Annotated in this window: 16 protein-coding genes; 13 read left to right on the top strand and 3 right to left on the bottom strand. The window is 55.2% G+C overall.

Annotated elements, in window-relative coordinates; all coding sequences use genetic code 11:
• Positions 1–239: 239 nt before the first annotated feature.
• Positions 240–614, bottom strand: coding sequence for a hypothetical protein (locus tag Q9R34_RS19565; protein WP_485895920.1), 375 nt, complete (start codon positions 612–614; stop codon positions 240–242).
• A gap of 198 nt (positions 615–812) precedes the next feature.
• Here Q9R34_RS19565 and Q9R34_RS19560 point away from each other — a divergent pair, with 198 nt between their 5' ends.
• The 5 genes from Q9R34_RS19560 to Q9R34_RS19540 all read left to right on the top strand — a co-directional run bounded on the left by Q9R34_RS19560 (position 813) and on the right by Q9R34_RS19540 (position 3,846).
• Positions 813–1,394, top strand: a complete 582-nt coding sequence (locus Q9R34_RS19560; protein WP_485895918.1) for a hypothetical protein — start codon at positions 813–815, stop codon at positions 1,392–1,394.
• 57 nt (positions 1,395–1,451) lie between these two features.
• Positions 1,452–1,736, top strand: coding sequence for a PAAR domain-containing protein (locus Q9R34_RS19555; RefSeq protein ID WP_485895916.1), 285 nt, complete (start codon positions 1,452–1,454; stop codon positions 1,734–1,736).
• Positions 1,737–2,504, top strand: a complete 768-nt coding sequence (locus Q9R34_RS19550; protein ID WP_485895914.1) for a hypothetical protein — start codon at positions 1,737–1,739, stop codon at positions 2,502–2,504.
• A gap of 2 nt (positions 2,505–2,506) precedes the next feature.
• Positions 2,507–3,031 (top strand): hypothetical protein, encoded by a 525-nt coding sequence (locus tag Q9R34_RS19545; protein ID WP_485895912.1) that lies wholly within the window; start codon positions 2,507–2,509, stop codon positions 3,029–3,031.
• A gap of 320 nt (positions 3,032–3,351) precedes the next feature.
• On the top strand, positions 3,352–3,846 hold the full coding sequence (locus tag Q9R34_RS19540) for a hypothetical protein (RefSeq protein WP_485895910.1): 495 nt from the start codon (positions 3,352–3,354) through the stop codon (positions 3,844–3,846).
• Between the two features lie 206 nt (positions 3,847–4,052).
• On the opposite strand, the gene Q9R34_RS19535 is transcribed toward Q9R34_RS19540, so the two are convergent.
• On the bottom strand, positions 4,053–4,847 hold the full coding sequence (locus Q9R34_RS19535; protein WP_485895908.1) for a DUF4339 domain-containing protein: 795 nt from the start codon (positions 4,845–4,847) through the stop codon (positions 4,053–4,055).
• A gap of 91 nt (positions 4,848–4,938) precedes the next feature.
• Positions 4,939–5,373: a hypothetical protein gene (locus tag Q9R34_RS19530; protein WP_485895906.1), complete on the bottom strand. Its 435-nt coding sequence runs from the start codon at positions 5,371–5,373 to the stop codon at positions 4,939–4,941.
• Positions 5,374–5,542: 169 nt separating this feature from the next.
• Here Q9R34_RS19530 and Q9R34_RS19525 point away from each other — a divergent pair, with 169 nt between their 5' ends.
• The 8 genes from Q9R34_RS19525 (at position 5,543) to Q9R34_RS19490 (ending at position 12,879) form a co-directional block, all read left to right on the top strand.
• Positions 5,543–7,288 carry a capsid protein gene (locus Q9R34_RS19525; RefSeq protein ID WP_485895904.1) on the top strand — a complete coding sequence of 582 codons (1,746 nt, stop codon included), beginning with the start codon at positions 5,543–5,545 and terminating at the stop codon, positions 7,286–7,288.
• 192 nt (positions 7,289–7,480) lie between these two features.
• On the top strand, positions 7,481–8,914 hold the full coding sequence (locus Q9R34_RS19520; protein ID WP_485895902.1) for a phage tail protein: 1,434 nt from the start codon (positions 7,481–7,483) through the stop codon (positions 8,912–8,914).
• A gap of 11 nt (positions 8,915–8,925) precedes the next feature.
• Positions 8,926–9,630 carry a hypothetical protein gene (locus Q9R34_RS19515; RefSeq protein ID WP_485895900.1) on the top strand — a complete coding sequence of 235 codons (705 nt, stop codon included), beginning with the start codon at positions 8,926–8,928 and terminating at the stop codon, positions 9,628–9,630.
• Between the two features lie 61 nt (positions 9,631–9,691).
• Positions 9,692–10,264 (top strand): hypothetical protein, encoded by a 573-nt coding sequence (locus Q9R34_RS19510; RefSeq protein WP_485895898.1) that lies wholly within the window; start codon positions 9,692–9,694, stop codon positions 10,262–10,264.
• A 10-nt stretch (positions 10,265–10,274) separates the two neighbouring features.
• The gene (locus tag Q9R34_RS19505) at positions 10,275–10,766 is read left to right on the top strand and encodes a baseplate protein (protein WP_485895896.1); all 492 of its coding nucleotides are present in this window, start codon (positions 10,275–10,277) and stop codon (positions 10,764–10,766) included.
• A gap of 2 nt (positions 10,767–10,768) precedes the next feature.
• A complete protein-coding gene (locus Q9R34_RS19500) occupies positions 10,769–11,320 on the top strand; it encodes a hypothetical protein (protein WP_485895894.1) in 552 nt (183 codons plus the stop codon).
• 9 nt (positions 11,321–11,329) lie between these two features.
• Complete coding sequence (locus Q9R34_RS19495) at positions 11,330–12,049, top strand: phage tail protein (protein ID WP_485895892.1); 720 nt, start codon at positions 11,330–11,332, stop codon at positions 12,047–12,049.
• Between the two features lie 11 nt (positions 12,050–12,060).
• Positions 12,061–12,879 (top strand): hypothetical protein, encoded by an 819-nt coding sequence (locus tag Q9R34_RS19490; protein ID WP_485895890.1) that lies wholly within the window; start codon positions 12,061–12,063, stop codon positions 12,877–12,879.
• Positions 12,880–12,963: the final 84 nt, after the last annotated feature.

The raw sequence follows: 12,963 nt of genomic DNA, 5'->3' as shown, positions 1-12,963 counted from the left end.
GTTTTTAAGGTGTTATTTGGGATTTTCAACATGGACAGTGAACAGTGTTGGCAATCCAATTCCAGAGAAAATTGTTATTGAGAAGATAGTCACTGTCTTTTTTACCACCACTTCATGCCACTGCCAAGGTCGCAGCGGGTATCCAAAACGCATGAAGACAAGGTCTGAGTTAGATCAGCCCGCTTCGTAGAGCACTTTGCATCAGCTGTCGTTTCAAAATCGACTCTCATAAAAAAATCTTATGGCATTTCTTCTATAGGGATGCCGCATGGAGTGTTCTGGCGCTTCAGCCCTTCTGCAAGGGTAATGCGGCCGATAGCATATTCCCGGATCAGGTAGCCGCTAAGCCCCGCTGATTCCGCTTCCCGAAGTTTTGCGTTGAAAGTGGCCTGGGATTCAGTACTGATGCGTTCCATTTCCCGGAAGTAGTAAGTGCGGGCCTTTTTATAGCTGTCAGTGCAAGCCACCAGCACGTCCTTCACTACCACTTCATAGCGCCCCACATGCTCCTCGCCGCAATCCAGCAGCTGCACGCCTTTTCTGTCGGAATATGCCAATACGGTCTTATCGATCGCCAGTTCAGTAGCCACGTTTCTTCCAAATATATCGTTCATCAGGCGCTCCCCTTTTTTGTTATCTGTGCAGCGACTCCCATCGCTGAAGCCAGACTATACGGCAAAAATAACAAAAACTACAATCGTAAATCTAAAAAAATAATTTAGATAAATTACGCTGTTTTGCGTATGTCCGGCTCCAGCTGCAAATTACAAACCGGTTAATGTTGCGATCTCCTTTGGCCACACGGATGAAAGATGAATACCCGTAAAGCAACACCCTTTGAGCTCTTCCATAACCTGACTTTGGCATTCCGCGAAGATCCTCAGTTCCAATATGAATACAACTACTCCGCCGCCACGCTTGCGCTGATTGAAACGCCATACTGGCGGCTGACGCTGGCGCAGCAGGCGGAGCGCAACGCCATGATTGAACAGACCATGGCCAACGGTTCGGCTGAGGATACCCGCGTGCGCCTTATGGCCATGCGTCCCGAGCATCGCTACATGCTTATCCCCTCCTACGTCTGCCAGGCCGCTACAGAGCTCTACAGACAGCAGCTGGGCACTGTGACTGAAGAGCCTGAAACCGTCGATCTGATGCCAATTATCTGGTCGGCCGTATACGCCCTTGATCTGGCTCGGGAAATGCCCGTTCAGAAGTGGAATCAGATGACGCTTGCAGAGCAGCGATCGCAGCTGAAAGCGGTTGATAAAGCGCTGAGCACGCTGAAGCTATCGCGGTATGTCACCGATGCGAGCCGCGCTATCTGGCTGGGCCTGTTTATGACTTTCAGCGACTCACCAGATGATTTTTACGATCTGCTGATTTCCGGATGACTGCAGGAGCCACCTGATGACGATGAATAAGCCGCACGCCGGCGCCGGGAGGCGCTGATGCCCGCAGCCGGTACGCTGGACTCCGTTTGCTCCGGGCACGACGGTTTTCCCGCGCGTCAGACAGCTGAGGCTGATGCCGGGCTGACCATCAATGGAAAACCCGTGCTGGTGGACGGCAAGCTGTTTCCCGATCACTCCGACGGGAACAGCACCCACAACGGCACGGCGGTTACGGGCCGCCCGTGGTTCACAATCAACGGCAAGGGCATTGTGTGCGTCAACGATCCGGTTTCGTGTGGATCGGTGGTCGCCACTGGCGAAGCCGGTTTCGAGGTGAAGTAGATGCTCGATAACGACAAACAGATCAGCGCGTTCGCTGCCCTGTCCGCCTCCGGCATGGTAACGCCAGCGCCGGTAGTGGTGTGTGAAGCAATTCAGCCGCAGGCGACGCAGCTGGCTGACGCCATCCGGGCGCTGCTGCTGACCGGTGCAACCTATCCGGCGGAGGTGTCTCCGGACGTCGAAAAACTGCCGGGCTACGCGGCTGGTTTTGATAGTGCAGCAGGCGCGGCTTCTGGGTTCGTGACAGCGGTAAAACCTTTCAGCACCCCATCAGAGCTGCTGCAGTTAAAAACCGGATGGGACTGTCATGTGAAGGGAAATCGCCTGTCGCCGGCGCCAGGGTTCGCGCTGGTGGACGCCATGGGTGATACGTCCACTGCGGGAGCCCTCCAAGAGCTGCTGAAGGGCGTTTCGCTGTCTGCGCTTACCGATGCCATGACCGCGATAAACGCCAAAGTCAGCGCATCTGCAGCACCAGCTGACACCAGCATAACACCGGCCGCGCCGGCGCTGACGGATGCAGAGATCGACGCACTGCAGGAGGCAACCGCCGCGCTCGATGCGCAGCTGTCACCGCTTGCAGATAGCAGCAGCGCCCTCAAAATCCTTGCTGGCCAGGTCGCTGAAGCCACCAGCACGGCAAAAAAGGCGTTGTCTGACGCAGTGGCCATCACGCTGACAACCGGCCTCAGTAACGATCCCGTTATGGGGGCGGCCGTCAGCACCATCATGCCCGCAGCCGTTCTGGCTGCACTAAATCAGGAATAACCATGTTCAGTGAAATCACCCTTACCGGCTGGCTGAAGCGTGCTACTGCTGTCGCACTGTGCGCCGCGCTGCTGACGCTTTGCCACAAAGGGTATGTGACCGTTACTGATCACTTTGCACACGTCAAACAACTGGAAGCGGTTAACACCACACTGACAGCGGACAACAAGACGCTCACCGGCAACAACGCGACGCTGAAAACCTCTCTTTCTGAGCAACAGGCACAACTGCAGACGCTGCAGCAGACGCTGGATAAGCGGGAAAAGGAACGGCAGGAATACGCGCAGAAGCAGGCCCAGCTTGAGCAGGATCTACAGAAACTTAAAGAGGACAGTCAGAATGAAATTGAGGAAATTAACCGAGCGATACTGCTTGCCGGCATTAATCATACTGCTTTGCCTTCCAGCGTTATTCGCGTGCTCCGGGACAAAGCCCGAGCCGTTAACGCCAGAGGTCGTGACAGTAACAAAAGTGGTGGAACTGCCGCCCCAAAAAGCGCAGGCCTATCAGGCGTGCCAGGTCGATGAAAACATACCCGGCTTTACCGATCAGCTACCAGCCTACGTTGCGGGATTACTGACGACGGTCGATGAATGCAACCAGCGAAACGTCCTGATATCAAGCCATAACGCCAGTCTCTGAAAGCAGCCCTTCGGGGCTGTTTTCTTATAGCGTGGTTCCGGATATCTTTGTCACTAACCATGACGGAGGTGCCGGTCCGCGCTGCTATCTTAAAAAAAAGCAGCTGCGCCTACACTGGCTTTTCTCTTGAATGTTGTTGTCTGTTATCAGACGGGTGTATCACTCGCCGCGGTTAAGCGTCATTGGAATATTGAGGATTGAAGGGATGAAAAAATACCAGAGCAAAGCGCACCGGAACGGGCAGCAACATAACGCATCAGTAACCGGGTACGCCCAGCGCCACGCAGAGCAGGCCGAACGGAAACGACAGGAGGCCGTACAACGCGCACAGATCATCATACAGGCCGCAGAGCGCAAAGCTATGCAACGGCAGCAGGAAAGAGAGAAAGGCTGGCTGCGTCGTGTATGGGCCGCTAAATCGGGCGTCCTATTTGGTGCGGGTGCCCTCAGTGCATTTATCGCGGTTGGTCTGTGGTTCATGAATCAGGATGGGTACGTTTACACGAAAGGCAATCGTGTCAGCATGGCGGGCCAAGGGCTGTTAATCATCGCTATTGCGGTTGGTACACCGCTGTTTTTGTGGTGGGGTCAATGGCGTGATCGCAGGGACGAGCAGAGGCGAGTAGAGAAGGCCAAAGCGTTTCTGGAGCAGCAGGAGAAGATACAGGCGTTTAAGAGGTCGCAGCTGGGCCAGCAGTAAAAGCAGTAGTAAAGCAGAAGGGTTGCCCGGTAGGTAGTGGAACACGAACCGGGCCTTTCAAATTATCCCCCGCTTAAACACCACCGGTTAGCCACATATAGTCCTTCGTTGCTGGATTGCTGACGACGGTCGATGAGTGCAACCGGCGAAACGGCCTGATATCAAGCCATAACACCAGTCTCTGAAAGCAACCTTCGGGGCTGTTTTTACATAAACGTCGTATTCAGTAACTGATTATAAAAATCGGCTCTCTCACCTTTTAAACCCAGCCATCCGGGATAATTGGCTAAAGTTATCCAGATCAAACCGTTATTCTTGTGCACGGTGATTTTGAATGCCTGTTGCTCTTCGGGATCAATAAAACCACTCGCTTCCCAAGCCTTTTCTCCGTGCAGCTGAATAAACTGCGCATTTGTTACACTTCGCCCTCTTTTAGCATAGGATTTGCGCAAATCATCGACATATTTATCTAAATCGTCGGGCGTTTTTTCTGAAGAAACACCCATTTCTGCATTAGTAAAAGCGTCAGTAAAAGCCGTAATACGCTGGCCATCCTGCAGTGAGCCTTCAATTCTATAAGAGCTTGTTACCCCAACCGATTTAAGCGTGTCGAGGTTGATCCACGCCAAAGGCTTTCCGAATGAAGCATTGAAGGCCTGACTTGCAAAGTCCGGTGTGGACGGCTTTATGTAGATATATAGCGCCAGCGATAGGGCTGTAGCAGCGAGCAATGCAATTGCACCAAGCTGGATTTTTTGAGCATTTTTTGTGTTCTTAGCGGTCGGCTTATTTGTAACAACTGGCGCTGGTGGCGGTGTCTCATATTGGGACGTTACGCCTAAAAAATGGGGCACATCAGACAGCTGTAACCATCTGTCAAAGCCTGAAGTCCAGATCTGAGTATTTGCATTAAGCGGTTTGTTTTTCACTATTTCAGCGAATGCTCTTTCATCATATGGACCTTGTTTATCATTCCCGTCCAAATACCACCAATTAGCCATGTGTATCCCTTTGAGCCGCAAAATGCGCAAAAAAAGCCGCTGACATAGCGGCTTATGTTTATTTGGTGGGTAATTTAATTAAACCACGCTGTTAGTTCACTACCTGGGAAGCAAATTCAGAATTACCCGCTGCGTCCATCATATAAGCAGCAGCCACATCCGGCCCGCCTATTTGCAGCATGATTTTGCGCATGCCAGCTGCCAGCGAGCCGTCACCCTCAGAACGCAGGAAATCGCGTGCAGCAACAGGCATGTAAATGGAGGCTGTAACCGGATCGTGCATCTGCTGGGTGTTCCCCGCCTTTCGCCAGCGCGGCATGTTTCTGATTACTTCGTCGCCATCCTGTGCGCAGGCTTCCATGATGATTTCAGCACCATACATGATGATGATCTGCTGAGCCAGTGAGCGCGGCTCTGTCTCGCTGAGCATGTATTCAAGGTGCTGCTTCGCGTCGCGCTGGCTGCCGGTGGCCATGATGTGAGATTTAGAGCCGTTGGCGTACTGAAAGTAGAGTTTATAAGCCATGAGGTTTACCAGTGGTCAAATTCATGCATTCAATGTAACTACTTTTCTAAAAGTATTCCTTAGAATTGTGATTTTTTTCTTGCCTCCCCCACTTCGCAAATTACAAACCGCATACATTCATCCCGTCAAAAATTCCCTCGCAGCCGCGCCCTGAATTAAGGGCTGAATTGTGAGTAAAGAAATTACCCCTGCTCGTCTGCGCGAACAGGACATTATGAATCGCGCCTCGCGCGTTATGGCTTTTACCGTTGATGCGCAGCGCACCCAAGACGGCACGCTGATTACGGACCGTCACGCGCTGTCCGCCAACATCGGTGCTGCCCTGAAAAATGATCCGATGTTTGAAGGCGTAGAGCCTGAGTTTGGTCGCGTGGTTGGCACTGCCTGGGCATCGAGCATGATCGACTACCACAAACGTCATGGCTGCTATCCGCCGGCTGACCAGCTGGCCAACGCCAGCCGCGCGCTGGAAAATCTGCTGACCGAATCTGCTTCGGCCAAGCATGAAGGCTCCGGTAAGGCGATGTTTGAATCCGTAGCCGCGGACATGCGTACCTCTGATGGCGTTATGCGTCAGGCGCAGTTTGCCGCGCTGATCCTGCCGGCGGTGCTGGGCGCTGCCACCAGCGACGCATGTACTTTTGTCCCGTGCGAACGTGATGAAGCCAAAGTTTACGAGCTGCTGAACGTAGCCGGCACCACCTTTGGCAGCTTCCAGCAGGGTGACGAAATGAATATGCAGTCTGCGGCCGTTTACTCGCAGATGAAGCGCCATTACGTCTTTCCTGCAGCGTCACAGCCGGACGGCACCAAGAAAACCTTCGCCTTCTCGCTGAAAGCCATTGAAGGTGTGGATATGCCGATCCGTGCAGGTCGCTCCAAGCTGCTGATCAACCGTCGTCCGAGCAAGGTTGATGACGGCGACGGCAACCTGTATTTCCAGGATAAAGATTTCAACGGCAACGCGTTCGCCGCCACCTGTAAAGTCGATTACGACAAAGGCACTATCGCCGTGACCTTCCAGGATGCGCCGGTCAAAGGCACCGAACTGTCTGCACAGGTTGAGATCAACGTGGAGAAGGCACCAAACCTGATCCCGGTTATCAACCAGTCTATGCGTGAGTTCACCATCAAGCCGTCTCAGTTTGTCATCGCCTCTGAGCACACCGTAATGGCCGCATCGGATCTGAGCCGTGAATTTGGCATCAACCTGAATACGACGCAGTTCACCGCAATGCGTAACTGGCTGAGCCATGAACAAGACATGATGCGCCTGCGCACTATGGCTTTCCACACCGTGTACGGCCGTAAATTCGACGTCGCACTGCCTGAAGGCCAGACGTACGAATCATGGGTAGGCCTGATGAAGCACGTCATTACTCAGCTGAGCACTGACATGGTGAATCGCACCAGAAAAGCGGGCATCCGTGGTGGCTTTGCGGGTAGCGAGGCAGCTAACTTCCTGAAGAGCCTGCCCTCCAACGTGTTCCAGGCTGATCCAAACTTCGTGCAGTCGCCATACATCCAGCGCATCGGTACGCTTTTCGGCATCTACCAGATCTATGAAGTGCCAGCCGCTGTGTGCGAGCAGTTTGTGGCGAGTGGCGCGGCGCTGGGCAAAGACGACATTCTTTTCTACGGCCGTGGCGATTCCATCGGTGATGCAGGCCTGATCGCAGGTGATGCGGTACCAGCTATCCCGTACGTCCACGAAACCAACCCGTCACTGGTTAACCGTACGACGCTGTGGGGCTCTTCCCTGAACGAGCTGCACCCGCGCAACGGCGAAAACTACTTTGCCAAGCTGACGCTTACCAACGCCAAAGTCGGCGCTTACAACATGCTGACCGGTCAGAAAATTGAAGGTGAAGCCGCACCTGAAGCGACCACCGGCACCACTAACGCTACCAGCTAATCCCCCTTAACCCGCCCCCGTTAAGGGGGCATTTCATGGACATTTCGCATGAATAAAATTGGTTTTTCAGTAGGCCAGGCAGCTGGTGTTGCGGTGCAGGAGGTTAATGCTGATGCAACTACCTCCGTTGCCTCCGGTGGCGCGTCTGTTTTTGCTGGCCTGGTGATCTCCCGCCGCGGGAAAATCGGTACTGTGCTCCGTGTTACCGCGGATAACTATCAGTCCGTGCTGGGTGCCGCTATCCACCCGCGCACCGGCTCTGCGTTTGAACCTCTGCGCCACGTTGCGACAGCGGTTAACGGCGGCGACGGCTATGTGGTCCGCGTTGCGGCGCCGGGCATGAAGATCCCTGCCCTGTCACTGAATGTTGACTCAACGATGCGAGAGCTGAGCGTTGTTGCGAGCAACTTCGACCCGGCCAGCGATCCGGTGCTGGCTGCAGATTCAGCCGCAATGATTTATATCGACGACGGCGACGCCTCTGCAGATCGTACGCTGAGCATGGAAGCGGACCCGACGGCTCCGGGCTTCTACATCCTGACGCTTAAGCAGATTGATGCTGCTGGTGGCGAAACCGAGCTGGAATCACACCAGATTTCCTTCAACACCAACGCCACTAGCGATATGGGTTCTCCTGCATTCCTGCCTACCGCGCTGGAAAATGGTTCGACCCGTCTGCGCGCGCTCGTTGCTGACACCGTTGAAGAAAAGATGGCGCAGATTACCGAAGGCTTTGCCGACATGCAGTTTAACGGCGGTACCGACGGCGATCTGTCTAAGATCGCTACGGCGGACTACACCAAAGCCCTGGCCGTGCTGCGCAAGTCTATGTTCACCTGGACGGCCGTGCTGTCCCTGGGCTGCTATGACCCGACCGTTATCGCAGCGCTGGTGAAGCTGGCGGAAGATACCCGCACGGACATGTTCTACGACCTGAAAGGCCCGCAACTGGCCGCTGCAGCAATGACTGAAGCGAAGGGCCACGGCCTGGGTGGATCTCACCAGTCAGCGCGCTACTACTGGCCGTACACCGCGCGCGACGCGTTTACCGGTACCAACGTTAACTGGGGGATCTCCTGTGACGCGTTTGTCGCTAAAGCGAAAGGCGTTGCACTGGTCTCTGACGTGGGCGGCTGGCATTACGCGCCGGCAGGCGTGTCCCGCGCGATTATCTCGCGTCAGAACATCAAGCCTATCCCGAACCTGGACGAAATCGACCGCGAAGCCTTTGTGACCGCGCGTATTAACCCGGTCAGCCTGAACAAGGCCGGCGATATGTATATCGACGACTCCCTGACCACGTTCACCAAAAACAACTACCTGCGCCTGCAGCACATCAGTTCGCTTATGAATGCGATCGCACGCGGTTTTTATGACGTAGCAGAAGCGCTGAAACATGAGCCGGACGGCATCACCTTTAAAGGCCTCACGGATGGCCTGACCGACCTGCTGGAGCGATTTTCCGCATCTGGCGCGCTGGTGAAGCCGCGCGACGCCACGCAGGGCATGCAGCCTTTCGTCGTCTCTGTAGTGCAGAAAGATATCGACCTGTGGGAAGTCACCTGGTCCGTCTGCCCGACTGGTACATCACGCCGCATCGTCGGTAAACCAATGCTCTTCCGCTAACAGGAGAAATCATGAACAACATTTTTAGCCATCCCGTGAACAGTCTGCTGGGCGCGGCATTTTCTAAGCCAGTTCCAGCTGAAGCGGCACCAGCCGCCATGCTGGAAAGCGCTGGCACGGCCATTAACCCGGATTCACGCCTGGTGGCGATGTTTGAAGCGGTCGAACGCCGCGCGGGTGAAGATTCCCGCTCACTGGCCGCGTCCCTGCTGGCTGGCTGGGTAGCTGACGGCGACGCTGACGCTGACTGCTTTGAAGCCCTGGCGCTGGTGCTGGCCGGTCTTGACGGCATTCCCGAAGATGAAGATCTGACGGATGACCAGGTTGACCAGTTCAATGCCGCACTGAGCCAGCTTGCAAACGCCGCTGTGGCGCTGGGTGCGGATCAGGATGACGTCACCAGCATGATCGACGACGACGACGACAGCGCCGCTGAGAGCGTTTATGAGGCGCTTTCAGGGCTGAGCGACGACGACGAAGCCATTGCGGATTACACCATTGCCGGCGGCGAAGGTGGAGAAGCCATGCTGGAGTCTGCGACCTTCAAGGCCGTGCGTGATGGCGTTGTGACGCTTATCCGTAAGCGTCCGAAGAAGCGCCGCATGACGTCTCTGCAGAAGCAGGCGCTGAAAAAGGCCCGCACGAAGGCGCACAGTTCCATGGCCAACGCGCACCGCAAAAAATCCATGAAACTCCGCAAAAAGCGCGGACTGTAAGGCTTAGCCGCCGGGCGATCCCGGCGGCATTGAGGATAGCGCGATGATTTGCGGTGCATTCATGCCAGATGGGATCAGCCCATTCCTGAAGGTCTATATCACGTCGGAAACGGCGATGGTTGTGGGCTATCTCGGGGAAGGTTCAAGCGCAAGCATTGAATCTATGTGGGAATCACCCTTTTCCAATGACAGCCTGGGGGGTATGGCGGGTGCCGTCAGCGCTGCCGGCGGGAAGTTGGCCGGCGGCGTGCAGGCAATGAGTAACAACACCTCAAAGTCTGATTTCAACTCCCTGCTTATCTGGGAAGGACAGCAGCCGCCTGAGTTCAGCATCGTTATTGATCTCATGGCGACCGTTAACGCCAAAGTCGAAGTGATGGACGCAATCATGACACTTCAGCAAATGGCTTCGCCGGAGCTGAACGCTGCTTTACCGGGCGGCCGCCGCCCCCTTCCTGTCATTCTGGACGTTGGCCGCCGCATCAAGCTGATGGACGTGGTAATTCGCAGCGTCAGCTACCAGCTGGACGCGCCGCGCACGGCTGAGGGCCATTTCACCCACAACACCGTCACGCTGCAGTGCTCCGGCCTCAGTGTCCAGAACCAGTCCGACATTCCATTTATGTTTATCTGAGGATCTATTTATGTCCGGATTTTCCAACACGAAAGCCGACGTGGCTTTCCTGAAAAAGCGCTTTAACCAGAACCTCGCGGCCGGTGAAAAACTTATCGGATCTGAGTACTGGATGACCTTCAAAGGCTACCCCAACCTGTCCATTCTGGTGCGTACCACGCAGCTGCCAGAAATGGCGCGTGAGGACGTTGAGGACGTCGCGCCGGGTGGCATGAAGTTCAACCAGCACGGCACCCTTAAAAACAGCGGTGAGTTCCAGGTAACTTGCGTTGAAACCATCAAAGGCGACGTGTTTGCCGCCGTCAGAAAGATGGTGCTCGACAAAGAATACCTGGATATCACTTTTGCCGCTGCGGCGGAGTCAAACAGCGGCGAGAACGCTGGTCTGACCCGTAATTATCTGCACTGTAAGGTCTACTCTGACTCGGTGGATTTCGGATCTGAGGATACGACTGCAGCCGTGAAGCTGCCGCTGCGCGTCGTGTACAACTGGGCTGAATAATCATGACGCCGGCCGAACTGCTTGAGGGCGTGAAATTGCGCTTTACGACGCTGCTGGTGAATGAAGAGGCGCTACTTAAGAGCCTCCTCCGCCAGGCGCTCGGCGTCTATCAGGATCGGGCCGGTGTACCAGGCCGCATACGCATTGAAAAATCGGGGGGCGCAAGCCTCCCGTTTCCGTCTGATTACCTGTCACTGGTAAACGTTAATGACTTCAACGGTGCCCTGGTTTATGCCGATCCCTACGAATCATCCTTAGAGCTTGAGCTCACCGGCCGGGAAAAATGGCCGTTCACCCTGCTCTACTTCCGCAACATCCGCGACTGCGATTACGAAAAAACGCAGCTGCCACCAGACATTACCGGCCTGATCGAAGATTACCTGGAAGCGCTGATCGCTATCCGCAATGTGGAGCGACTGCGACGCCTTCAAATCGCCGGCAAGTTTGATGCCTCTTTCCTGCCTGACGAGGCCACGCTCCACCAGCGCAAAACCGATCTGGAAGCGCAGATCGCTGCTAATCGGGCAATTATCCCTGCAATGAGTTCCTGGTAAGGGGGTGTTATGAGCTTTTTTGACGGTCTGGCCGGAAACCTCAAAGGCTTCGCTTCCAGCACGGCCAAACAGGCCGGCGGCAACCTGATTTCCAATATCCTCGCGCGCGCCACCTCTTCCATGAGCGGCGCCGGCGCGTCATACGCAGGAATGTCTGCGGAAGTCTCCAATGCGAAAGCACTGCTGGAGCTGGCCATGCGTATTCGTTATGCGCAGGGCTGGCAGTGGAACATCGAGATAGACGGTTTCTCCCGGGTGGACATGTACGTGAAAGATATCACCTACAGCTTTGGCAACGTGGAGACCGAAAGCAAGCTGATTGGCGGCACGGAGTTTGTGAAGCCTACGCACCTGACGGCGGGCTCTGTGTCTATGACCGTCCGTGACAATGAGGGCGGCGAACTGCTGCAGAAGTTCAAAGAGCGGCGCGCGCGGATCAGCAACGGCGATGGCACGTTTAACCTGCCTCCCGCCTACCTGCTCAACGTCCGCATTTACCGCGTCTCACAGGACGGCAGCAGCGCGCTTGAGGAGGAAGCGAAAGGGTTTATCACCACGGTTGGCGAGATCTCCCGTGCGCGCGACGCTGTGGGCGAGTTTGCCACCTTCCCTGTGACGTTCGTGAAATACACCAGCGCCGGCAGCGGCATTAGCGGATTGCTAAAAGGAGTAACCGGGGGAATTACAAACCAGGTTCAATCATCGGCTTCAAACCTCATTAAATTCTGAAGGGCTTAACAGTGAACATTCCTCCGCTTCCCCTGGCGTCGCGCCCCACTACGGAAATCATCTTTCGCCAGCCGGTGATCAAAGACGCGCTGAAATATGGCACGCCGGATCAGTTTGGTGACGAGCGCCGTGTTTCGGAATACCTCAACGAGCTGCAGGAAGGCCCGCTTGATGACAGCCGCGATTGGACCGCCCAGGAGCGCCGTACCGCGCTCTGGTGGATCATGATTAACAGCCGCGTCGATAACCTTGAAGCCTTTCACTACACCTGCCAGCACTGCAATGCGATGCATACCTGTGATGTGGATCTGTCTGACCTGGCAGCGACCGTGGAGCTGCTGACAACCGAGCCATACGAACGCGTTAACGTGCCGGTAAACGGCGTACCTACGGACTGGACACTGAAGCCGCTGACCGGGCGCGGGCAGGAAATGCTGGAGCGCATGCGCGCTGGTCTGCCGGACAGTAGCGTGCCTGAGTATGAGGCCGCACTGGTGCGTTTGAGGATAGCGGAGTTCGCGCTCTGCACTGCGCTGGACGACGATCCGGAGGACTTTGAGGAAGCCGCTAACCGTCGCTTTGACATTATGGAAAGCATGGTTTCCGAAATGGAGTTTGCGCCGCTGGTGGCACACATTCAGCTGATGCAAAAGAACCTCCGTCACGGCCTTCTGATGCAAATTATTCAGGGCGAAGTGCGCCTGCTGCTGCCACCTCATGCTTGCGAAAAGGAGGACATGCAGATGAACACCACTCAACTGTTTATTCCCTTTCACCCTGGATTTTTTATTCCACGATTTTCCGCTCAGTGGATGGCTAACCATCATTGACAACCTGACGCTGACGGCGCGGCAGCCGGTTGGGGATGTTGATGCGCTGCCCCTGTGGCGCGCCATTCAGATGAACAACACGCT

Origin of the sequence: Enterobacter sp. BRE11 (assembly GCF_031844285.1) — a bacterium.
Taxonomy (GTDB): domain Bacteria; phylum Pseudomonadota; class Gammaproteobacteria; order Enterobacterales; family Enterobacteriaceae; genus Pantoea.
The sequence above is the reverse complement of the archived record's forward strand: the minus strand, read 5'-3'. Positions and strand labels throughout refer to the sequence as shown.

Bases quoted from the DNA above. Each gene is read 5' to 3' on its own strand.
- Q9R34_RS19545 (WP_485895912.1), top strand. From the start codon at position 2,507: ATGTTCAGTGAAATCACCCTTACCGGCTGGCTGAAGCGTGCTACTGCT.
- Q9R34_RS19510 (WP_485895898.1), top strand. From the start codon at position 9,692: ATGCCAGATGGGATCAGCCCATTCCTGAAGGTCTATATCACGTCGGAA.
- Q9R34_RS19555 (WP_485895916.1), top strand. From the start codon at position 1,452: ATGCCCGCAGCCGGTACGCTGGACTCCGTTTGCTCCGGGCACGACGGT.
- Q9R34_RS19500 (WP_485895894.1), top strand. From the start codon at position 10,769: ATGACGCCGGCCGAACTGCTTGAGGGCGTGAAATTGCGCTTTACGACG.
- Q9R34_RS19540 (WP_485895910.1), top strand. From the start codon at position 3,352: ATGAAAAAATACCAGAGCAAAGCGCACCGGAACGGGCAGCAACATAAC.
- Q9R34_RS19535 (WP_485895908.1), bottom strand. From the start codon at position 4,847: ATGGCTAATTGGTGGTATTTGGACGGGAATGATAAACAAGGTCCATAT.
- Q9R34_RS19495 (WP_485895892.1), top strand. From the start codon at position 11,330: ATGAGCTTTTTTGACGGTCTGGCCGGAAACCTCAAAGGCTTCGCTTCC.
- Q9R34_RS19560 (WP_485895918.1), top strand. From the start codon at position 813: ATGAATACCCGTAAAGCAACACCCTTTGAGCTCTTCCATAACCTGACT.
- Q9R34_RS19550 (WP_485895914.1), top strand. From the start codon at position 1,737: ATGCTCGATAACGACAAACAGATCAGCGCGTTCGCTGCCCTGTCCGCC.
- Q9R34_RS19565 (WP_485895920.1), bottom strand. From the start codon at position 614: ATGAACGATATATTTGGAAGAAACGTGGCTACTGAACTGGCGATCGAT.
- Q9R34_RS19505 (WP_485895896.1), top strand. From the start codon at position 10,275: ATGTCCGGATTTTCCAACACGAAAGCCGACGTGGCTTTCCTGAAAAAG.
- Q9R34_RS19515 (WP_485895900.1), top strand. From the start codon at position 8,926: ATGAACAACATTTTTAGCCATCCCGTGAACAGTCTGCTGGGCGCGGCA.
- Q9R34_RS19530 (WP_485895906.1), bottom strand. From the start codon at position 5,373: ATGGCTTATAAACTCTACTTTCAGTACGCCAACGGCTCTAAATCTCAC.